This window comes from Nocardia sp. NPDC058633 (genome assembly GCF_042717045.1).
Classification (GTDB): Bacteria; Actinomycetota; Actinomycetes; order Mycobacteriales; family Mycobacteriaceae; genus Nocardia.
Map to the genome: position 1 here is coordinate 197,673 of NZ_JBHXRA010000010.1, position 20,430 is coordinate 218,102.

22 protein-coding genes and 1 other RNA gene are annotated in these 20,430 nt (G+C 69.2%); 11 read left to right on the forward strand and 12 right to left on the reverse strand.

The annotated features are described in order from the left end of the window. Nucleotides 1-122 precede the first annotated feature (122 nt). On the forward strand, nt 123-1,895 hold the full coding sequence (locus ACFWUR_RS15680) for an Eco57I restriction-modification methylase domain-containing protein (protein ID WP_378907292.1): 1,773 nt from the start codon (nt 123-125) through the stop codon (nt 1,893-1,895). On the opposite strand, the gene ACFWUR_RS15685 is transcribed toward ACFWUR_RS15680, so the two are convergent. The 3 genes from ACFWUR_RS15685 to ACFWUR_RS15695 form a co-directional block, all read right to left on the reverse strand. Further along, complete coding sequence (locus ACFWUR_RS15685) at nt 1,863-2,486, reverse strand: TetR/AcrR family transcriptional regulator (protein ID WP_378907295.1); 624 nt, start codon at nt 2,484-2,486, stop codon at nt 1,863-1,865. The genes ACFWUR_RS15680 and ACFWUR_RS15685 overlap by 33 nt on opposite strands. A 7-nt stretch (nt 2,487-2,493) precedes the next feature. Next, nucleotides 2,494-2,682 carry a hypothetical protein gene (locus tag ACFWUR_RS15690; RefSeq protein ID WP_378907297.1) on the reverse strand — a complete coding sequence of 63 codons (189 nt, stop codon included), beginning with the start codon at nt 2,680-2,682 and terminating at the stop codon, nt 2,494-2,496. A gap of 115 nt (nt 2,683-2,797) precedes the next feature. Beyond that, nucleotides 2,798-3,313, reverse strand: coding sequence for a gamma carbonic anhydrase family protein (locus ACFWUR_RS15695; protein ID WP_378907299.1), 516 nt, complete (start codon nt 3,311-3,313; stop codon nt 2,798-2,800). Between the two features lie 296 nt (nt 3,314-3,609). Here ACFWUR_RS15695 and ald point away from each other — a divergent pair, with 296 nt between their 5' ends. Then, nucleotides 3,610-4,722, forward strand: a complete 1,113-nt coding sequence (gene ald, locus ACFWUR_RS15700) for an alanine dehydrogenase (protein WP_378907302.1) — start codon at nt 3,610-3,612, stop codon at nt 4,720-4,722. 86 nt (nt 4,723-4,808) lie between these two features. Here ald and sigJ read toward each other — a convergent pair whose 3' ends face one another. Next, on the reverse strand, nt 4,809-5,735 hold the full coding sequence (sigJ, locus tag ACFWUR_RS15705; RefSeq protein WP_378907495.1) for an RNA polymerase sigma factor SigJ: 927 nt from the start codon (nt 5,733-5,735) through the stop codon (nt 4,809-4,811). A 119-nt stretch (nt 5,736-5,854) separates the two neighbouring features. Between sigJ and ACFWUR_RS15710 the strand changes: the two genes are divergently transcribed. Then, a complete protein-coding gene (locus ACFWUR_RS15710) occupies nt 5,855-6,775 on the forward strand; it encodes a cobalamin biosynthesis protein (protein WP_378907305.1) in 921 nt (306 codons plus the stop codon). A 95-nt stretch (nt 6,776-6,870) separates the two neighbouring features. Here the strand turns inward: ACFWUR_RS15710 and ACFWUR_RS15715 are convergent, their stop codons facing one another. Together ACFWUR_RS15715 and ACFWUR_RS15720 are read right to left on the reverse strand one after the other, a co-directional pair. Further along, on the reverse strand, nt 6,871-7,722 hold the full coding sequence (locus tag ACFWUR_RS15715; RefSeq protein ID WP_378907308.1) for an SURF1 family protein: 852 nt from the start codon (nt 7,720-7,722) through the stop codon (nt 6,871-6,873). Next, entirely contained in the window at nt 7,722-8,216 is a 495-nt protein-coding gene (locus ACFWUR_RS15720; RefSeq protein ID WP_378907310.1) for a low molecular weight protein-tyrosine-phosphatase, read from the reverse strand. Before ACFWUR_RS15720 ends, ACFWUR_RS15715 begins: the two co-directional genes overlap by 1 nt. A gap of 52 nt (nt 8,217-8,268) precedes the next feature. On the opposite strand from ACFWUR_RS15720, the gene cobC reads away from it, so the two are divergent. After that, nucleotides 8,269-9,330, forward strand: coding sequence for an Rv2231c family pyridoxal phosphate-dependent protein CobC (cobC, locus tag ACFWUR_RS15725; RefSeq protein ID WP_378907313.1), 1,062 nt, complete (start codon nt 8,269-8,271; stop codon nt 9,328-9,330). Between the two features lie 88 nt (nt 9,331-9,418). Beyond that, on the forward strand, nt 9,419-10,534 hold the full coding sequence (locus tag ACFWUR_RS15730) for a Nif3-like dinuclear metal center hexameric protein (protein ID WP_378907315.1): 1,116 nt from the start codon (nt 9,419-9,421) through the stop codon (nt 10,532-10,534). A 6-nt stretch (nt 10,535-10,540) separates the two neighbouring features. Here the strand turns inward: ACFWUR_RS15730 and ACFWUR_RS15735 are convergent, their stop codons facing one another. Beyond that, the gene (locus tag ACFWUR_RS15735; RefSeq protein ID WP_378907317.1) at nt 10,541-11,143 is read right to left on the reverse strand and encodes a hypothetical protein; all 603 of its coding nucleotides are present in this window, start codon (nt 11,141-11,143) and stop codon (nt 10,541-10,543) included. A 133-nt stretch (nt 11,144-11,276) separates the two neighbouring features. On the opposite strand from ACFWUR_RS15735, the gene ACFWUR_RS15740 reads away from it, so the two are divergent. From ACFWUR_RS15740 to ACFWUR_RS15750, 3 genes are all read left to right on the forward strand, one after another. After that, the gene (locus ACFWUR_RS15740; protein ID WP_378907320.1) at nt 11,277-12,014 is read left to right on the forward strand and encodes a zinc ribbon domain-containing protein; all 738 of its coding nucleotides are present in this window, start codon (nt 11,277-11,279) and stop codon (nt 12,012-12,014) included. Nucleotides 12,015-12,030: 16 nt separating this feature from the next. After that, on the forward strand, nt 12,031-13,170 hold the full coding sequence (locus ACFWUR_RS15745) for a bifunctional RNase H/acid phosphatase (RefSeq protein ID WP_378907323.1): 1,140 nt from the start codon (nt 12,031-12,033) through the stop codon (nt 13,168-13,170). Nucleotides 13,171-13,310: 140 nt separating this feature from the next. Next, a complete protein-coding gene (locus ACFWUR_RS15750) occupies nt 13,311-14,000 on the forward strand; it encodes a S1 family peptidase (RefSeq protein WP_378907326.1) in 690 nt (229 codons plus the stop codon). A 123-nt stretch (nt 14,001-14,123) separates the two neighbouring features. On the opposite strand, the gene ACFWUR_RS15755 is transcribed toward ACFWUR_RS15750, so the two are convergent. Beyond that, entirely contained in the window at nt 14,124-15,011 is an 888-nt protein-coding gene (locus ACFWUR_RS15755; RefSeq protein ID WP_378907329.1) for an alpha/beta hydrolase, read from the reverse strand. Nucleotides 15,012-15,047: 36 nt separating this feature from the next. On the opposite strand from ACFWUR_RS15755, the gene rnpB reads away from it, so the two are divergent. Continuing rightward, an RNA gene (gene rnpB, locus ACFWUR_RS15760) (RNase P RNA component class A) lies at nt 15,048-15,455 on the forward strand. A 61-nt stretch (nt 15,456-15,516) separates the two neighbouring features. On the opposite strand, the gene ACFWUR_RS15765 is transcribed toward rnpB, so the two are convergent. Next, a complete protein-coding gene (locus ACFWUR_RS15765) occupies nt 15,517-15,882 on the reverse strand; it encodes a hypothetical protein (protein WP_378907331.1) in 366 nt (121 codons plus the stop codon). Between the two features lie 413 nt (nt 15,883-16,295). Here ACFWUR_RS15765 and ACFWUR_RS15770 point away from each other — a divergent pair, with 413 nt between their 5' ends. Together ACFWUR_RS15770 and ACFWUR_RS15775 are read left to right on the forward strand one after the other, a co-directional pair. After that, nucleotides 16,296-16,628, forward strand: coding sequence for a hypothetical protein (locus ACFWUR_RS15770; RefSeq protein ID WP_378907334.1), 333 nt, complete (start codon nt 16,296-16,298; stop codon nt 16,626-16,628). Between the two features lie 19 nt (nt 16,629-16,647). After that, nucleotides 16,648-18,084, forward strand: a complete 1,437-nt coding sequence (locus ACFWUR_RS15775) for an RNB domain-containing ribonuclease (protein ID WP_378907337.1) — start codon at nt 16,648-16,650, stop codon at nt 18,082-18,084. A 1-nt stretch (nt 18,085) separates the two neighbouring features. Here ACFWUR_RS15775 and ACFWUR_RS15780 read toward each other — a convergent pair whose 3' ends face one another. From ACFWUR_RS15780 to ACFWUR_RS15790, 3 genes are read right to left on the reverse strand one after another with little or no spacing between them, the layout of a single operon-like run. After that, on the reverse strand, nt 18,086-18,943 hold the full coding sequence (locus ACFWUR_RS15780) for a CHAD domain-containing protein (protein ID WP_378907339.1): 858 nt from the start codon (nt 18,941-18,943) through the stop codon (nt 18,086-18,088). A gap of 4 nt (nt 18,944-18,947) precedes the next feature. Next, complete coding sequence (gene pip / locus ACFWUR_RS15785; protein ID WP_378907342.1) at nt 18,948-19,910, reverse strand: prolyl aminopeptidase; 963 nt, start codon at nt 19,908-19,910, stop codon at nt 18,948-18,950. Continuing rightward, complete coding sequence (locus ACFWUR_RS15790; protein WP_378907345.1) at nt 19,910-20,335, reverse strand: hypothetical protein; 426 nt, start codon at nt 20,333-20,335, stop codon at nt 19,910-19,912. Before ACFWUR_RS15790 ends, pip begins: the two co-directional genes overlap by 1 nt. Between the last annotated feature and the right edge of the window lie 95 nt (nt 20,336-20,430).

Here is a 20,430-nt window from a genome sequence, read left to right on the forward strand (position 1 = left end):
GCCGAAGTGGTGCAACCCACTGTTTGAAACACGTCGGCTCGTTCACCCAGGTGGGATTCTCGCTCGGTGCCTCGACTCGCGCCTGCCGCGCATCGCCGCAGTTGCGGGGCACAATCGAACGCATGGCTTTGCAAGCCCGCGACGCGCAGGAGCGCAAACGGCACGGCAGGCACTACACGCCACCGGAGCTCGCGCGGTTCCTGGCGCGACGGGCGCTGCGCCACGCGCCGCCCGCCGCGATGTTGCGTGTGCTCGACCCGGCCTGCGGGGACGGCGAACTGCTGCTCGCGGTGCTTCGGGAAATCGCCGCGAACGCCCCGGATGTCGCGGTCCAGCTCACCGGATATGACCTGGATCGACGGGCCGTCGCCGAAACCGTCGGACGGGCAGGTGCGCTCGGAGTCGAAATAGACTGCCACACGGGCGATTTCCTGGCCGCGTCCGCCCGTCTGGGCGACGGCTCGTTCGACGTGATCATCAGCAACCCGCCGTATGTCCGGACCCAGCAGTTGGGCGGTGCGACTGCCCAACTGCTGAGCAAGCAGTTCGGCCTACGCGGGCGCATCGACCTCACCCATCCCTTCGTGGCTGTCGCGCCGCGACTGTTGGCCACCGGGGGAGTGCTCGGATTGCTCTGTGCCAACAGGTTTCTCACCACTCGGGCGGGGGCCAACCTACGTCGGATACTCACCGGTGAACTGACACCGGTGGAGCTCTACGACCTCGGCGACACCAAACTCTTCGCCGCCGCGGTGCTGCCCGCGATCACCGTCGCCCTGCGTGCCACCGGCCCGCCCGAATGCCGCTACGTCTCGGTCTATGAGGAGCTGGGTGTCGAACCCGACTGTGCTACCGAGCTCTTCGACGCCCTCGCCGGCGAGCGTGCCTGTCGCGTCGGTGCCGGGGGGCGGGTGTTCGCGGTGCAGGTCGGGGTGCTGGCGACCGGTGATGCGAGGGCGCAAGGACCGGCGGTTCTCGCACCGGCGCCGACCGCGCCGGTCGCCCCGCGCGCCGACTCGCGACCGGTCGACAGTGCCCGGTCCGAACGTCACGGTGACACCGCCTGGCGCATGTCCCGCCCCTCGGTGGATCAGTGGCTCGGCCGGATCGCCGATCGCACCTGGCGCTCGTTCGGGGAGGTCGCGCGGATCAGAGTGGGGATCAAGACCACGGCGGATCGGGTGTTCATCTCGGACCGATGGGATCACATGGATCCGACGCCCGAGCCGGAACTGTTGCGGGAGTTGATCACTCACCACGACCTGCAACCGTGGCGAGTCGCGACGGGGCGTGGCACGAGGGTGCTCTACCCCTACGATCTGCGGCAACCCCGCCGCACCCCGATCGATCTCGCTGAATTCCCCGGCGCGGCAGCCTATCTACGGTCCCACGAACAGGCGCTGTCGGGTCGGCGGTACGTGCTCGACGGCGGCCGCCAGTGGTTCGAGATCTGGGTCCCGCAGCGACCGCACCTGTGGGGGGCTCCGAAATTGGTGTTCCCCGACATCAGTGCCCGCCCGCGATTCGCCCTCGATCGATCGGGCGCGGTCGTCAACGGTGACTGCTATTGGATCTCGCTCACCGACCTCGGCACGGGCCGGTCGGCCACCGATCTGGCGTATCTGCTGATGGGCGTGGCGAATTCGGCGCTGGGACTGCGGTTCTACGATGCCGTCTGCGGCAACCGGCTGTACTCGGGTCGACGCCGCTGGATCACCCAGTACGTAGGGCGACTGCCGCTGCCCGATCCCGCCGGTCCAGCGGCGGGCGAGATCGTGCGCAAGGTGCGAGCGTTGCTGGAAGACGGTGTGGCAGTAGCTGACTCGGGCATCGACGAGGTGGTGGCGGACGCCTTCGGGGTCTCAGTGGATATCGCGGATGCCGACCATCGGTAGCAGCGTGCGCCGCGCGAACTCGCGCCCGGCCTCCGGGTCGTCGAGCGGGATGAGTCCGTCTGGGGTCAGTGCCAGCGACAGGGCGAGGCGCGCCATGACCTCGGCGACCAGATCGGGGTCGAATTCGGGCACCGGCGCGCTGACCTGTAGCTCGCGCAGCTTCTCGGCCAGATACGCGCGCCCGACAGCGAGGATGGGCCCGGCCTCGGTGGTGAGTCGGGGCAGGATGATCTCCGGCTCGGTGCTCAGCAACCGGCGCAGCAGTTCGTTGCCCGCGATGGTGGTGACGAAAGCGACGAAGATCTCGATGAGCTGCTCGCCGGGTTCGGTGACCGCGCGCACCCGCTCGTCGATGTCGGTCACATAGCGCTGCGCCTCGCGCACACCGACGGCTTCGACCAGGTCGTTCTTGGATTCGTAACGCCGGTAGAGGGTGGCCGGACTGATGCCGGCCCGCCGGGCGATCTCGCCCATGCTCGTGCGTTTGATCCCGAAGTCCAGAAACGCCGACAGCGCACTGTCGAGCAGTTTCTCACCGTCGGTGACGGGTTTGTCGAGTATCCGCGCGAGGATCGACGAAACGGTAGGCATTACCCCATTATCCCTGTGGGGGCAGATCCAACGCAGCCATCTCCTGCTCGATCGCGTTGGCCGCGAAATGTACCCCGCGAGAACGGAGTTCGTGAACGCGGGATTGGAGTGCCTCGATCCCGCCGGGCTGTGCCGCGATGTCGGCCACGCTGAGCCGACTCGCCGTTCGGTGCACACCGGAATGTACGTATGCCACCGTGATACCTCCTGCCTCGCGTATCCGGTCCGATCGCCGCTCTCATGATCGCCACGCAATACGCAGGACAAATGCTATCAGGGTTCCCTACTGGTCACTTGCTCAGTGTGACGGGTCACAACACCTCGGCGTCGCGATGATTGGTCAGATTGTGCAGATACACCGCCGCGTTGAGCTTGATCCCGTCCTGCTGGGCCTGGGTGAGTTCGCGACGCACCTTGCCCGGTACGCCGGCCACGAGCGAGCCGGGCGGAATCTGCGCGCCCTCGGGAATCAGGGCATTGGCCGCGATCAGGCTGCCCGCGCCGATCACCGCGCCGTTGAGCACCGTGGCGCCCATGCCGACGAGAACATCGTCGCCGATGGTGCAACCGTGCAGAATCGCATTGTGTCCCACGGAGACCCCGGTGCCGATGGAGAGCTCGAAACCGGGGTCGGCGTGCAGCACGCTGCCGTCCTGGATATTGGTGCGAGCCCCAACGCTGATCTGCTCGAGGTCGCCGCGCAGCACCGCCGAATACCAGATACCCACCTCGGCGCCCAGGCGCACCCGGCCGATCACGGTCGCGTTCGGCGCGATCCAGGCAGTGTCGTCGATCTCGGGAGTGAACCCGCTCACCTTGATGATCATGAACGTGATTATTGCGGCCCACCGCGCAACCGCGCGCGGTGGGCCGTCACAGACGCCACGTCGGTGGCGTCGGTAGCGCGGATCGGGCGGACCGTTGGGCGCGGTGTCGACCATCGACGGGCCGACCCGAGGCGCTTCGGCGACAGCGATGTCACGTCGAATGCCCGCACCGCCGTCGCGGCGACCGGCCCGGAATCCACCTCCGGACCGACGGTCCCGGCTCCCGCGTGATGCCTCGGCCGCGACACGCGATCGAGGCGGCCGTCGAGCTCCGGCACGGGTCCTAGGCTTGCCCGATGACGCGAACGGGCGTAATCGTCGGGGTGCCGACGGAGGTCAAGCCGCAGGAATTCCGGGTGGCGCTCACGCCCGCGGGTGCCGCCGAGCTGGTCGCGCACGGGCACGAGGTGCTCGTGCAGGCGGGCGCCGGTGTCGGGTCGGGATTCGCCGACGACGACTATCGCGCCACCGGTGCTGGGATCGTGGCCGACGCCGACCAGGTCTGGGCCCGGGCGGACCTGGTGGTGAAGGTGAAAGAACCTGTCGCGCAGGAATATTCGTTGATGCGCCGCGATCAGGTGCTGTTCACCTTCCTGCATCTGGCGGCGTCGAAGGAGTGCACCGACGCCGTTCTGTCCTCGGGGATCGTCGCCATCGCGTACGAGACGGTGCGCGGGGCCGACGGATCACTGCCGTTGCTCGCGCCGATGAGCGAGGTGGCAGGCAGGCTCAGTGCCCAGGTGGGGGCCTATCACCTGATGGCGCCGATGGGTGGTGGCGGGGTGCTGCTCGGGGGCGTGCCCGGGGTGCGCCCGGCTGATGTGGTGGTGCTCGGAGGCGGTGTCGCGGGGACGAACGCGGCGAGCATCGCGGTCGGGATGGGCGCCAGGGTGAGCGTGCTCGATACGAATTCGGCGCGCTTGCGTGCGCTCGACGCACGCTTCGCCGGCCGGGTCGGCACTCTCGCCTCGCACGTACTCGAGATCGAGAAGGCTGTGCTCGCGGCAGATCTGGTGATCGGGTCGGTGCTGGTGCCGGGAGCCAGGGCGCCGAAATTGGTCTCCGACGAGCTCGTCGCGCGAATGCGGCCCGGCTCGGTGCTCGTCGACATCGCCGTCGACCAGGGCGGGTGCTTCGCCTCGACCCGGCCGACCACGCACGCGAATCCGACGTTCCGAGTAGCCGATTCGCTGTTCTACTGCGTCGCGAACATGCCCGGCGCGGTGCCGCACACGTCGACGGTGGCGCTCACCAACGCCACGCTGCCGTTCGCCTCGGTGATCGCCGACAAGGGGTGGCGCGCAGCCTGCGCCGCGGACCCCGGTCTGGCCGCAGGTCTCACGGCGGTCGACGGCACGTTGCTGTCCGCCGAGGTCGCGGCCGCGCACGGGTACGCCCTCGATGCCTGACCGGGTCCGTCGGTACCTGGGCGCCGATGCCCACTCGCCCGACATCGCACAAGTGCTCGTCCGTGGTGGAGAACCCCGGTCGGTGGCTATTCGCCGCCGCCCAGGTACCAGTCCGGAGCGCCCTCGACTGACACGTCGCGCAGTTTGTCGGGGTTGCGGACGACGTTGATCGCGACGACCCGACCGGCGTCGATGGTGAACGAGAAGACGCCGACGTTCTTACCGTCGAAGACCACCAGGCCGGGCATGCCGTTGACCAGCACCGACCGGCCCCAGCCATCGGCGGTGTTGTACCAACCGAGCAGCATCTTGGCGATGAGCTCCGCACCGCGCACCGGCTGACGGATGGCGGGCACCTTGCCGCCGCCGTCGGCGGTGAGGACCACGTTCTCGTCGAGCACGCCGAGCAGCGAACTCAGATCACCCGAGCGCCAGGCCAACGCGAACGCCGAGACGACCTTCTCCTGCTCGGCCGGGGAAGCGGGAAAACGAGGGGTGCCGTTCTCCACATGTTTGCGCGCGCGGGAAGCGAGCTGTCGCACCGCGGCGGGCGTGCGCCCGACCACGTCGGCGACCTCGGGGCCGGTCATACCGAACACGTCCTGCAGTACGAACGCGGTGCGTTCGGCCGGCGAGAGCGACTCGAGTACAACCAGCAGTGCGGTGGTGACGCGTTCGTCCTGGGAGATGCGGTCGGCCGGGTCGTCCCAGGAAGTGACCTCCGGTTCCGGCAGCCACTCGCCGACGTACTGTTCGCGGCGAGCGCGCGCGGACCCGAGTTGATCCAGGGCGAGGCGGCCGATCACCGTGGTGAGCCAGGCGCGCAGGTTGTCGATCTCGCCGGCCTTGCCTGCCTCGAACTGCCGTTGTAGTCGCAGCCACGCGTCCTGCACCACGTCTTCTGCGTCGCTGATGCTGCCGAGCGTGCTGTAGGCGAGTCGCCGCAGGTAGGGGCGATGTTCCTCGAAGCGACGGGCCAGTTCGGCCTGATCGAGAGGCTGCGGTGAGGTCATGGTGTGCGCCCGTTCCGGTGTGATCTTGCTCGGCTCCGGCGAGTCTAGAAGTGCCGTCACGATGATGACGAACCAGCGGTTGCGGGTGTGACATTTCCGCCGCCCGCTACCCTCGGCCGGTGCGAAAAGCGACATCGGCGGCGGCCGGGCTGGTGCTGGGATTTGTGCTCGATCGGGTCTTCGCCGATCCGCGGCGCGGGCATCCGGTGGCCGGATTCGGTTCGGCGGCAGTGGCATTGGAGAAGGTGACCTATGCCGACGATCGGTGGGCCGGGGTGGTGCACGAGGTCGTCGCGGTCGGTTCTGTGGTGGGGATCGCAGTGATCGGCGCCCGGGGCGGTGTGTCGGCCACGGCATTGGCGACGTGGACCGCGCTCGGGGGCCGGAGCCTGGTGCGGGCGGGTCGGTCGATGGCGGATCGGCTCGACGCCGGGGATATCGACGGGGCACGGCAGTTGCTGCCGTCGCTGTGCGGACGCGATCCCTCGGTGCTCGATGCCGACGGGTTGGCGCGGGCCGCGCTGGAATCCATCGCCGAGAACACCTCGGATGCGGCGGTGGCGCCGCTGCTGTGGGGTGCGGTGGCCGGGGTCCCCGGGCTGCTCGGGTACCGCGCTGTGAACACGCTCGACGCGATGATCGGGTATCGGAACGAGCGCTACGAGAACTTCGGCTGGGCCGCAGCCCGGACCGACGACATCGCCAACCTGCTCCCGGCCCGCGTTACCGGGCTACTCACGGCCGGTCTCGCTCCGCTGGTCGGCGGTACTCCGATGTCGTCGGTGCGCGCCTGGCGGCGTGATGCTGCCCGGCATCCGAGTCCCAATGCCGGTGTTGTCGAGGCCTCGATGGCCGGTGCTCTCGGTATCCGGCTCGGGGGCCGGACACAGTATCGGCACGGCACGGAACTGCGTCCCACGCTGGGCGACGGGCCGACGCCGGGGCCCGCGGACCTGCGGCGTGCGGTGCGTATGTCGGCGGCGGTGCAGGTGGGGGCGCTCGCGGTTGCTGCCGCGATCACCGTGCTGCGCGGCAGATGACGGCCGGCTTCGGCGAGATGGGTCCGTGCGTCACACGGACCGAGGGCTGAGGGTCGAGCCCCGGTGGCTGAGTGCGTTCGCGGGGACCCGGAGGGTCAGTTGCGGCCGTAGCGGTCGGCTAGGCGGGCTTCGGTGGTGGGTGGCGCCGGGGTGGTGGTCTGGGTGGGCTCGGCGGTGGCCGGCTGTGCGCGGTCTCGGCGGCGGGCTCGCATTTCGGCTACCACGAAATAGCCGAGGCCGAGGGGGGCCATCAGGCCGAAGGCGAGCCATTGCAGGCCGTACGAGAGGTAGGGGCCCGCGTCGAGTTGTGGGAGGGGGGTTGGGGTGAAGGCGCCGGGTTGGTCGGCGGCCAGTTGGAGGTAGCCGCCCTTGTCGGTGCCGGTCGGGATGGGGGTGAGAGGGGTGCCGAGGACGGTGGATTCCTGGGTGGTGTCGACGGTGTACACCTGGCGGAATCCGTCTTGGGTGGTGGGAGTCTTGTCGGGCACCACGCCTTCGGAGGCGCGCACCCGGGCTTCGATGCGTTGCGGGCCCGCCGGTGGGTCCGCGATCGCGGGTGGGCGGGTGCCCTCCACCGAGGCGACCAGACCGCGGTCGACCAGCAGGGTGCGACCGTCGTCGAGCCGGAAGGCGGCGAGGACCGCGTAACCGGGGGCGCCGTCGAGGTGGCGTAGCCGGACCAGGACGGTGGACTCGGGGACGAAGGCGCCGGTCGCGGTGACCTTGCGCCATTCGGTGTGGGCGCCGGAGTCGTCGTCGAGGACCTCGGTCACGGCTATGGGGTCTGCCCGGACGGAGTCGGCGATCAGCTGGTTGCGGTGTTCGGTGCTGTCGTTCTTGCCGAGCTGCCACGGCGCGAGGACGGTGAAGCACAGGTACGCGAACGCCGCCACGATCACCGCGAGGATCAGCCAGCTGGGGCGCAGCAGGAATGTGAGTCTGCGCATCACAGCTGCGCGTCGGCGGTGTCGCGGGCGGCGAGTTCGGCGTGGACCCAGTCGAGCAGGCCGGGGACAGCGGCTTCGATCTGGTCGCGCACCAGGTCGAAATCGGACTGGTCGCCGTAGTACGGGTCCGGCACGTCCGGACCGTCGGCAGCGGGATCGAAGCTGCGCAGCAGCCTGCGCTGATCGGTGGGGACGCCGCGGTGGGCGAGCTCGCGGTCGTGGCCGGTGTCCAAGGCGACGATCAGGTCGGCGTCACTGTGCTCGGGACCGAAGGTGGCCGCGACGTGCTCGGTGGGGTACCCGGCGTGGCGCAGGGTCGACTCGGTGCGCGGGTCGGCCGCATCGCCGACATGCCACGATCCGGTGCCCGCGCTGCTCACCCGGACCCGGTTCGCGAGACCGGCTCGATAGAGGTGCGCCTCGAACATCTTCGCGGCCATCGGTGACCGGCAGATATTGCCTGTGCAAATGAACGAGACATGTAGTGGACCCACACAGCCATTGTCGCCCGTGGCGCCCGATCGCCGCCACGTAGGGTGTTCAGTTGTGCTCGAGGACTCCGTCGACCCCGCGATGTTGCGCCACCACGGCGACGTGGAAGCGCGCCCCGGCATGCTCGATTTCGCGGTGAACGTCCAGGGCCTCGCGCCACCGCGATGGCTGCGCGAACGCCTAGCCGCTCGTCTCACCGACCTCGGCCGCTACCCGAGTGCCGACGACGAACACGCCGCCCGCACCGCCGTCGCGGCCCGCCACGGCCGCTCACCCGACGAGGTGCTGCTGCTGGCGGGCGCCGCCGAGGGGTTCGCGATGCTGCCGCGCCTGGCCTCCCGGCTGGCCGCCGTCATCCACCCGTCCTTCACCGAGCCCGAGCTGGCACTGCGCGAGGCAGACGTCGCGGTGACCCGGGTGATCCTGGAACGTCCGTACACCCTCGACCCCGCCCTGGTCCCCGAAGACGCCGACCTCGTGGTCGTCGGCAACCCCACCAACCCCACCTCGATCCTGCATCCCGCCGCGACGATGCGGGCACTTCGCCGCCCCGGCCGGATCATCGTGGTCGACGAAGCCTTCGCCGACGCGGTTGTCGGTGGGCGCGCGCCCACCGACGCTGCGGAACCGGAGTCGTTGGCCGGTCTGTCGGCCCCCGATGTCGTCGTTCTCCGCAGTCTCACCAAGACCTGGGCGCTGGCCGGTCTGCGCTGCGGCTACGCGCTCGGTGCTCCCGAGGTTCTGGCCCGACTGGCCCATGGCCGCCCGCACTGGCCGCTGGGCACCCTCCAGCTCGAGGCGATCATCGCCACCGCCGAACCCGTCGCCGTCGCCGAATCCCGCCGACACGCACACCGCATCGCCGCCGACCGCGCCGCGATGATCGACCGCCTCACCGCGCTCGGCCTCGACGTCCACACCCCGGCCACCGGGCCCTTTCTCCTGCTGCGCGTTCCCGACGGCGCCCTGCTGCGCAAACGGCTCGCCGACCGCGGCATCGCGGTCCGCCGCGCCGACACCTTTCCCGGACTCGGTCCCGACCATCTCCGCGTTGCGGTTCGCGGCACAGCCGAGGTCGACCGGTTGATCGACGCGCTGAATGCGGCGCTGTGGTGACTCGACCCCGAATACCCGAGAGTCGGGCGATCCACCCGGTGCGTATGAGCACCTCGACGAAAATTCCCACGCGACGAAGGAGGCGGCGGTGACCGACCTGGCCGAACTGATCGGGGTCCTCGACGCGGCGTACCCGCCGAGACTGGCCGAATCGTGGGATTCGGTGGGTCTGGTCTGTGGTGACCCGGCGCAGGAAGTCGACAAGGTCGTGTTCGCGGTCGACACGACCGCCGATGTCGTCGACGAGGCGATCGGCTGGGGCGCGCAGGCGTTGGTCGTGCACCATCCGCTGTTGCTGCGCGGGGTCGACACCGTGGCCGCCGATACGCCGAAAGGCGCACTGCTGCACCGGTTGATCCGATCGGGCTGTGCCCTGTTCTCCGCCCACACCAACGCCGACTCCGCCGACCCGGGCGTCTCCGACGCGCTGGCCGCGGCCGTCGGCCTGACGGTCACCGGCCCCTTGGATCCCAAACCGCTCGTCTCCGTGGACAAGTGGGTCATCCAGGTGCCACAGACCCACACCGCTTCCCTGATGTCTGCCCTGTTCACCGCGGGCGCGGGCGCGATCGGCGACTATCGCGAAGCCGCCTGGTACACCGCGGGGACCGGCCGATTCCGCCCGATCGCCGGCGCGAACCCGGCGATCGGCGCGATCGGCACCGTCGAAACCGTCACCGAGGACGCGGTCGAGGTGGTCGCGCCCCCGACTTCCCGCCTCGCCGTACTCGCCGCCCTGCGCGCCGCGCACCCCTACGAGGAACCCGCCTACCACGTCACCGAACGCGCACCCCTGCCCTCCACACTCGGCATCGGCCGCATCGGCGAACTCCCGCAGCCCGAAACCCTGGCCGAATTCACCGCCCGCGTCGGCGTCGGCCTGCCCCGCACCGTCTGGGGCGTGCGCGCCGCCGGTGATCCCGAGCGCATCGTCCACCGGGTAGCCGTGTGCGGTGGCGCCGGTGATTCCTACCTCGACGCGGCCATCCGGGCCGGCGTCGACGCCTATCTCACCTCTGACCTGCGCCACCACCCCGTCGACGAACACCTGCGCCGTGGCGGCCCCGCGCTCGTCGACGCCGCGCACTGGGCCACCGAGTTCCCCTGGTGCGGGCAGGCCGAAGGGTTCGTCAACGCCGCCCTGCCCGCGGTGCGGACCCGCGTCTGCACCTTGCGCACCGACCCGTGGACGGTCAGCGGCTGAGCGGACTCACCACTGCACCCGCCCGGACCACGCCCGGGCGAAGTCGGGATGGGCGCGCACGGTGACCGCGGTCGCGTCCGGTGCCAGTGACGCCTCGAGGTAGCGGTCGGTACGCGCGAACACCGCGGAGCCGATCGCGACCGCGAGCAGCAGCACCCCGACTCCGGCCGCGCAGAGAATCCACGCGAACGCGGACGGACGGGCCAGCATCAGCGTCCCTCCGACGAACAGCGGCACCAGACTGCCCACGTAGTAGACGATCAGCTTCTTGATCCGTGCGTCCGCCCGCGCCGCGCACTGCTCGCATTCCGGCCACCGCGCCGCGACGATCGCGAGGGGCTCGTTGCAGTCGACCACGAGCGCGCCGAGGGAACTCTTCGGCAGCTCCCACAGCAGCCGCCCGATACCTTCCTGGCGGTAGGCGCCCGGCTTCCCCCAGAACCGCAGGTTCTGGCTTTTGTCTCCGATCGAGGCTCGCCCGTGCACGAGACACACCGGGGGCAGCGACCCCGCCACCGTCAGCTGACGTTGGCGCTGTTCGGCATGGGAGTCGAAGACATGCGGTCGGAGGGGAAGTACCAGGTCGATTCTCGGGTTCGCTGTGGTCACACCTGCTTGGACGCGCCCTGCGCCCATTCGGTTCCCTCGTTCGGCCATCTTCGGGTCATGGCGTGATCACACCCTGCGGCGCGGTACGGTTGATCGATCCATCCGTCCACTGTGTTGTAGGAGTTCGTGCGCGTTGAATGTCGAACCGTCGGTCCAGACAAAGCTGTTGCAGCTCGCAGGAGTCGATGCCGAGTTGACGCGCATCGCCCATCGTCGTTCCGCGCTGCCCGAGCAGCAGGAAGTGACGCGGCTGGCGGCCGAGCGCAACGGCTACAAGGACGCGGCCGTGGCGGTGGAGATCGGCATCGACGATCTGGATCGCGACATCCGCAAGCTCGAGGGCGAGGTCGACGCCGTCCGCAAGCGTGAGGACCGCGATCGCGGCATGCTCACCGCGGGCACCGTCGCCGCCAAGCAGCTCTCCGAGCTCCAGCACGAACTGGGCAGCCTGGAGCGCCGCCGCGCGGTGCTCGAGGACGAGTTGCTGACCGTGATGGAGCAGCGCGAGGCGATGCTCGCCGACCACGACCACGCGGGAGCGCGGCTGAGCAAGGCCGAGGCAGACCTCGAAGACGCCGAACGCCTGCGCGACGAGGCGATGGCCGATCTCGAAGTGGCGCAACAGCGTTGCGAGAAGGATCGCGCCGAGCTGATCGGCCTGTTCCCCGGCGAGCTGATCGCCGTCTACGACAAGCAGCGCGCGGCGCACGGTGTCGGTGCGGCCCTGCTGCAGGCGCGTCGCTGCGGCGCCTGCCGGATCGAGATCGACCGCGGCGAGATGCAGCGCATCGCCAAGGCCGCTCCCGACGCGGTCCTGCGCTGCCCGGAGTGCAGCGCGATCATGGTGCGCACCAAGGAATCGGGGCTGTGACCGGAGCGGCGCGCTGATGCTCGAGGTGATCGTCGAAGCCGACGGTGGCTCGCGCGGCAACCCCGGTCCGGCCGGCTACGGTGCGGTCGTGTTCGCCGCCGATCACGTGCGGGTGCTCGCCGAACGCAAAGAGTTCATCGGCGTCGCCACCAACAATGTGGCCGAATACCGTGGTCTCATCGCGGGTTTGGCCGCGTCGGCCGAACTCGGCGCGCGGGTTGTCACGGTGCGGATGGACTCCAAACTCGTCGTCGAGCAGATGTCGGGACGCTGGAAGATCAAGCACGCCTCGATGATTCCGCTCGCCGAACAGGCGCGGGCACTGGTCGCCGGCTTCGATCGGGTCAGCTTCACCTGGATTCCCCGTGCGCAGAACTCACACGCCGACCGGCTCGCGAACGAGGCGATGGACGACGGCGGACTCACCGCGACCGTGCGCGAGGCCGTCGGTGCCGGATACGCGGCCGGTGACGAAGTGGCCGTGCCGAAGCCGTCGGAACCGGTGGACGCGAGCAAGGTTTCACCCGGCTGGACCGGCGCCGTCGGCAAGCCGACCCGCCTGCTGCTGCTGCGTCACGGCCAGACCGCGCTGTCGGTGCAGCGCCGCTACTCCGGTCGCGGTAACCCGCCGCTGACCGACCTCGGTCGCGAGCAAGCCGATCGCGCCGCGAAAACGCTCGCCGCCAAAGGCGATATCGCCGCCGTCGTGAGTTCACCACTACAGCGGGCACGGTCCACCGCCGAAGCCGCCGCGGCCGCCCTCGAGGTGCCGCTGCGAATCCTCGACGGCCTCACCGAGACCGACTTCGGTGACTGGGAAGGTCTCACCTTCGCCGAAGCCGCCCAGCGCGATCCGCAGCTGCACAGCGACTGGCTCGGCGACCCGTCGATCCCCGCGCCCGGCGGTGAGAGCTTCGATCAGGTGCGCGAACGCGTCGAAGGGGTGCGCCGCGATCTGGTCGCGCTGTACCCGGGTCGGAACGTGGTGGTGGTCAGCCACGTCACCCCGATCAAAACCCTGTTGCAGCTGGCGCTGGGCGTCGGCCCGTCGCTGCTCTACCGCCTGCACCTGGACCTCGCGTCGCTGTGTGTCGCCGAGTTCTATCCCGACGGTGGCGCTTCGGTGCGCCTGGTCAACGACACCTCCTACCTGTGAGCTGGCCGCTTGTCACCCGGGCACGGTACGGTCGCCCCGGCGCAGGGTCGGCGTAACGACCACGCCGTATCGCCCGAAAGATCTTCGGGCGTGCGGAATGCGCGGCCACACAGGAAAGGTACTTGATGAGGTTTCTACGGATGGCGGCGTTTGCGGCGGCCATCGCGGGGGTGCTCACCGCGTCCGCGGGCGCCGGTAGCGTGACGGCCGATCCGAGCGTGGTGCTCGGCGCGGCTTCGGGCATCGTCTTCGACAACAACTCCGGTTGTTCGCTCACGGCCATCGGCCACGACAGCGCGGGCCGCCTTGTCGGTCTCACCGCGGGACACTGCGCGCCGACCGGTTCTCGCGTCGGCGCCGAGCAGGCGCTGCAGGCGGGCGTGATCGGCACCGTCGCGTTCTCCGACGACGGTGACTATCTGGATTTCGCTGTGCTGCAACTGGATGCGTCGAAAGTACTGCCGGTGCGCACCATCGGGCAGACCACCGTCGCGGGCATCGGCGCAACGCCGGGACCCGGCGCCACGGTGTGCTCGGACGGCCGCACCAGCGGTCGAAGCTGCGGCGTGGTGTGGGGTGAGCTCGAAGGCACCTCCATCAACCAGTACTGCTCGCAGCCAGGCGATTCCGGTGGCCCCGTCGTGGTCGGTGACCGTCTCGTCGGCATGAACCAGGGCCGCCTCACCGGCCTGGGTCCCGTCGACTTCGACGTCCCCTGCACCGGCGGCGCCAACCCGATCCACTCGCCCGCCTACTTCCAGCCCATCGGTGTGATCCTCGATGTGCTCAACCGCGCGGGCGGCGTGGGCGCGGGCTTCCAGCCCATCTGATCGACCCACGAAACCACAAGGGGCGCAGCACCGTACAGGTGCTGCGCCCCTTGTCGTCGATCATCGGCGTGGCTGCGAGTCGCCCATTGCGCGCAGGGCCGCGGCCGTGGTGTCGGGCATGAGTCAGGGGCGAAGGACCGACACCAGGAAGTCGGTCTGGTCGCGCACCACCTGCTCGAAGACATCGTCGAAGTACACGTCGAAGTGGCCGACCGGATACTGCTTGACCACAGCGTGTTTGGTGCGCTCGGCGGCTTTGTGGGTGGGGCCGGCGGGGGCGATCGAGTCGTTTTCGGCGATGGCGTAGAAGACGGGGATCTTCAAGGTCTTGGCTCGGCGGCCGGGGGCGTCGAAGAGAGTCGAGAAGGCCACGCGGGCACCGACTTTGGGGTCATAGCTCGCGCTCTCCTCGGCGAGCCTGCCGTAGCCCTCCGGAACATCCACCGCGCTCATGAGTGCGGCGGCGCGTTTGCGCCCGGCCAGTCGGATTCGGATGGGCTTGCGGCGGATCGGGCCGAAGAGCAGGTCGGTGGCGGCGAGGACGGAGACCTTGGTCAAGCTGATCGGGCCCTTGGCCACAGCCGACGCCCAACCGCTGGTGAACGGCACCTGGGCCACCACCGCGGCGAGGTAATCGTCGTCGGGCGCCACCGCGAGCACATGCCCACCACCGAACGAGGTGCCCCACAACGCGATCCGCGTGGCGTCGAAGCCCCGGATGCTGCGCGCGTAGGCGATTGCGGCCTTCCAGTCCTGCCGCTGACGGGCGATATGGAGTACCTGGCGAGGTGAACCCTCACTGGCACCGAAACCCCGGTAGTCGAACGCCAGCACCCCCATCCCCGCGGCGACGAACCGCCGCGCATACCGATCCAACCCCATGTCACGGGTGGCCCCGAGCCCGTGCCCCATGATCACCAACGGGCGCGGCCGAGGCGCGCCGTCGGGCAGGTAGAGCCACGCGGCGCACTGCTGCTCACCCGAAGGGAAACTGACGTCGACACGTTCCATGAGTCAATACCGTAGCGAGTACTCTGTACCGGCGGGCGAGTCGGTCGGGCGACCGCGGTGACGGGAACGGGCACGAACAGTGCCGCTGCCCGGTGCCGAGGAAAGTCCGGACTCCACAGAGCAGGGCGGTTGTTAACGGCAACCCGGGGCGACCCGCGGGACAGTGCCACAGAGAACAGACCGCCGCACGCGAGTGCGGTAAGGGTGAAACGGTGCGGTAAGAGCGCACCAGCGCCCCGGGTGACCGGGGCGGCTAGGTAAACCCCGCCCGGAGCAAGGTCGAAGGTCGCATCGGCAACGGTGCGGCTGCGCAGGTGTTCGAGGGCTGCTCGCCCGAGCCTGCGGGTGGACCGCTCGAGGCACCCGGCGACGGTGTGTCCAGATGGATGGTCGCCCCCCGATGCGAATCGGGGACAGGATCCGGCTTACAGGCCGGCTCGCCCGCCCACGCGTACGAGAAAGGCGGCGGTTCCCACCGGGAGCCGCCGCCTCGTTTCGTCGCTGCTCAGCACATCAGCTTGGCCATCTGGTAAATGGCCGTGGCCTCTTCGGTGGTCGCGGCCGTGTCGCCGTTCTCGGCCGCCGCGAGCACGGTGGCGATCGTGTCGGCCTCGGACTTGCCCGCCTTGATGTCGGAGCAGGAATGGTTCAGCACCGCGGCCACGGCCGCGTCGTCACGCCCCTGCGCCAGTTTGGGGAAGGCATTGCGGTAGCTCACCACGAACATGCCGGCCTTGCTGGCTTCGACCTGGAAGGTGGGGGTGGTGGCCGGGGCGGAGGCCTCGGCGGAGGAAGAGTCGTCGCCGCACCCGGCCAGAAGCAGGGCGAGGACGGTGGCGCTGGCCGCGAAGGCGGCGGTAGTTCTACTCACGCAGCGGGATGCTAGCGGTCCAGGAAACACGCCGCTTCCCCTGTGGCTGACGGGAAGCGACATGTTCTGGATCGAGGTGGTGAGCTATCCGGGGTTGATCGCCAGTAGATTCGCCCAATAGCTGGCCGCGTCAGGTCCGAGGATCGGCGACAGGTAATCGAAAATCAGCCACGACATACGTTCGTAAACTCCCATTTATCGACGTGAGTGCCGCACAACTCGGCAGCTGCCGAGTGCGCCGGGGCCACAGTAACAATTGCCCGCGCGGACTCGGCGTTCGTGTGTCGAGACGGTGAAAATGCGCTGGAACTCGCCGGGAACGTGAGCGAGGTCATAGAGTGATCGCCGTCGGCAGGGCTCGCTGCCAATCCTCGAGCCCGATACATTCGATCGCGGAAGCAGGTCACATTTACATGCGGGTAGTTCGTTCCATTGTCGCCGGTGCACTGATCGCCGGAGCCGCTGCGGTTTTCGCGTCGCTAAGTGCCGGTTCGGCGAGCGCGGTCGCGGTGACGCCGCTCGCCGGCGGGGTCCAGGTCGACCTCAGCCCGGCTGACACCGCCTGGGTGCATCAGTCCCGATTCGGCCTGACCGTGGCCGGTCTGCCGCATCCTTCGGCGGCCTCCTTCGGTCAGGCGCTCGACGCGGCTGCGACCGTGTCCTCCGCCGTTCCCAACGGTCGGGTCACTTTCACGGTGTACGGCCCGCTCGATCAGCTCAACGGCACCATGCTCGCTCTGCAGTAGGACTCGCTAGTCTGCGAGAATGCAACTTCATCAGCGGATCGTCTCGGCGCCGGTCGACTTCGGCGCCATCCGTTCCGAATTCGGACTGGCCTCGGATTATCCGGCCGAGGCCGTCTCCGACGCCCGCGACGCGGTGGACGCGTTCGCGGGCACCCGGGTCGATCGGACCGATATCGAATTGGTGACCATCGACCCGCCCGGCGCGCTGGATCTGGACCAGGCGCTGCATATCGCTCGCACCTCCACCGGCTTCACCCTGCACTACGCGATCGCCGATCTCGGCGCGGTGATCGTGGCGGGCAGCGCGCTCGCCGCCGAGGCCGACGTGCGCGGGCAGACCTTCTATCTGCCCGACGGCTCTGTTCCGCTCCACCCGACGGTCCTTTCCGAGGGAGCCGCGAGCCTGCTGCCCGGTGTCGACCGGCCCGCGGCATTGTGGACCATCGAACTCGACAACGAGGCTGTGCCGCTGAGCTTTTCGGTGACGCGCGCGTTGGTGCGCTCCCGGGAGCGGTTCGACTACGCACAGGTGCAGGCCGCCGCCGACGCGGGCGCGCTGCCGCCGTCGTTGCTCGCGCTGCCCGAATTCGGGCGACTGCGGATCGAGGCGGGGTTGGCTCGAGGGGCTGTCTCGCTGCGGTTGCCCGCGCAGGAGGTGGTGCCCGACGGTGACGGCTGGCGCCTGCGGGTGGAGCCGCGGACCGCCGCCGACGACTGGAACGAGCAGGTCTCGCTGCTCACCGGAATGTGCGCGGCGCGAATCATGGTGGAACACAAGGGTGCCGGGTTGCTGCGGACCATGCCCCCGCCGCCGGAGAGCGCGATCGAATCGTTGCGGCGTACGGCGGCGGCGCTGGGGGTCGAATGGCCCGCCGAGATGCCGGTGGGGCGGATGCTCGCCGGGCTCGACGCGAATACGCCCACGGCGCTGGTGCTCATGTCGGAAGCTACCGGGTTGTTGCGTGGGGCCGGTTATACGCTGCTCGCAGAACTCGACGATCCGGCTCCGGAGCAGCTGACGCACAGTGCGATCGGGGCGCCCTACGCGCACGTGACGGCACCGCTGCGGCGGCTGGCCGACCGGTTCACCACCGAGATCTGTCTGGCCTACAGCGCTGGGGTCGAGGTCCCGCGATGGGCGGTGGACGGGTTGAAGGGCGCGGCCGAGACGATGCGGCGCACCGACGCGGTGGCGAACAAGGTGGATCGTGCATGCGTCGATCTGACCGAGGCCACCGTTCTCGCCCCACGGGTCGGCAGCGAGTTCTCCGCCGTGGTTCTGCGTGATGCCAACGGTTCGCGCCCGGCCGAGATCTTCGTCAGCGAACCGCCGGTCCTCGCACGGTGTGCGGGGGAGCCGCCGGAGGGCAAGACCGTCACGGTGCGGTTGGCTGTCGCCGATCCGGACACAAGGACGATCGGTTTCGCCTACGACAGCTCCCCGACGACCCGCTGAATCACGGGGTGGCAGAGCAGAAGGCCGCCGCCGCGGGGTAGTGGGCCAGCGCTCGGCCCGCGGCCGCCTCCTCGGTGTCGGCCATGAGTTCGTAGACGGTGGCCGCGGGGGCGCGGGTGCCCGCGGCGACGGCCAGGATCGCCGCGCGGGATTCGACGGCGTCACGGTGGTCGCCCAGCACCGATTGCAGGCGTTTGGCTCGGGTGCCCAGATCGGTGGCGTCGGAGCCGAGAACCGTGCCCGCGGCTTCGCAGGAATAGCGCAGGCGTTTGGCGCCCTTGCGGATGTCGTGCAGAAGCTCCACCCGGTCGGCCGCGGTAGCCGCGGGTTCGGCGAAGACCAACTTGCGCAATCGTTTTCGGTCGCGGCGTAGAACTCGGCCGAAGACGTGTTTCGCCTTGTCGCGGGCGAGTTCGGGGGCGAGCGGGGGATCGGTGCGCCAGGTTTTCAGGACTTTGCGCAGGCGCCGGTAGCGCTTGCCGTCCAGTGCAGTCAGTATCTCGGCGTGGGCCTCGGTGTAGGCCTCGCGGGAGGCGCCGACCAGGGAATCGGTGACCACGGTGGGGGCGTCGTCGAAGTCCGACAGCAGATCGGTGAACCGGTCGGCGCGGACCTCGGCGTCGCGGGCTACGCCGAGCAGGTCGGCCAGCCACTTCAGTTCCGCTTCGGTGGCGGCCGCTTCGTCGGCATCGAACAGCTTGCGATAGGAGCGCAGAACGCTACGGAGCCTGCGCGTGGCCACCCGCATCTGGTGGACCGAATCGTCGGCGTCGGCGCGGACATCGGGTTCGGCGGCGAACAGCCGGTCGATGTCCTCGCGCAGTGCCGCGACAACGGCTTTTCCGGCTTTGGGCGCCATGGTGTCAGCCTCGCTTCCCGAACGCGTCGGTCGCCTCCACCAGGTGGTGGGTGATGCCGGGCTCGTGCGCGGTGTGCCCGGCGTCCTCGACGATGTGCAGGGTCGAGGCCGGCCACGCCGTGTGCAGATCCCATGCGCTCACCGCGGGGCACACGATGTCGTGGCGGCCCTGCACGATCACACCGGGGATGTCGGCGATCCGATCTATGTCTCGTAGCAACTGTCCCTCGTCGAGGAATCCACCGTGGCGGAAATAGTGGTTTTCGATCCGGGCGAACGCGAGGGCGAAGCGTGCCTCGGCGGTTTCGGCGACCCGATCCGGTTGCGGGAGCAGCGAACTCGTCGCGCCTTCCCATGTCGACCAGGCGACCGCCGCATCCAGTGCGACCTGCGGGTCAGCGGAGTGCAGCAGGCGATGGTATACCTCGACGAGGTCGTCGTCGCGGTCCTCGACGGGCACGGGCGCCAGGAACTTCGCCCACTCGGCGGGGTAGACGTTGCCCGCGGCACCGTTGTAGTACCAGTCGATTTCCTTGCGCCGCAACAAGAAGATGCCACGCAACACCAGTTCGGTCACGCGCCGCGGGTGGGCTTGCGCATAGGCCAGGCCCAGGGTCGACCCCCACGAACCGCCGAAAACCTGCCAGCGCTCGATGCCGAGACTCACCCGCAGCAGTTCCATGTCGGCGATCAGGTTCGGCGTGGTGTTGGTCTCCAGGGAAGCCCCATCGGCGATGTGCGGCATGGACTTTCCGCATCCGCGCTGATCGAACAGCACGATCTTGTACACGGCGGGGTCGAAGAAGCGCCGTTGCAGCGGCCCGGTGCCGCCGCCGGGTCCACCGTGCACGAACACCACCGGCTTGCCGTCGGGGTTGCCGCTGACCTCCCAGTACACTGATTGGCCGTCGGCGACGTCGAGCAGTCCCTGCTCGAACGGTTCGATCTCGGGGTACAGAGAGCGCATCAGAATGCCAATCCCGCGGCGAGGGAGGGCAATTCGAGTGCGGTGAGCGCTTCGGTGCGCACGTCGGGGCAGCTCTCGGTGGTCACCCTGTCGATCATCGCCTTGTCGGCGAGCACGTGCCCGTTGATGCCGCCGTTGCGCAGCCCCCAGTCGTGCACCATGGCGTTGAGCGAGATCCTCCCGAGGGTCGGGCCCTGCACCCGGAAGTTCGACAGCTCGGGCCTGATCATGTCGCACAGTTGCGCGGCGGAGGAGGGACTGATCTCCAAGGTCCCCGCGGGCGTCGGCGTCGCCACGGTCGAGGTGGTGGTGCCCGCGCTGCCGGTCGGAGCCGGCGTCGCCCCTCCACACGCGGTCAGCCCCGCGACGGTGAGTACACCCGCCGTGAGCAGCACAGAACGAGAAATCCAACGGCGTTGCGGCATCGATACCTCTGCTGGTCGAAGAATGTCACCTTCGAGTCTGCCATCAGCCGTGGATCAGCACATTCGGAGCACACGGCGGCCGCCCCGTCGCGAGG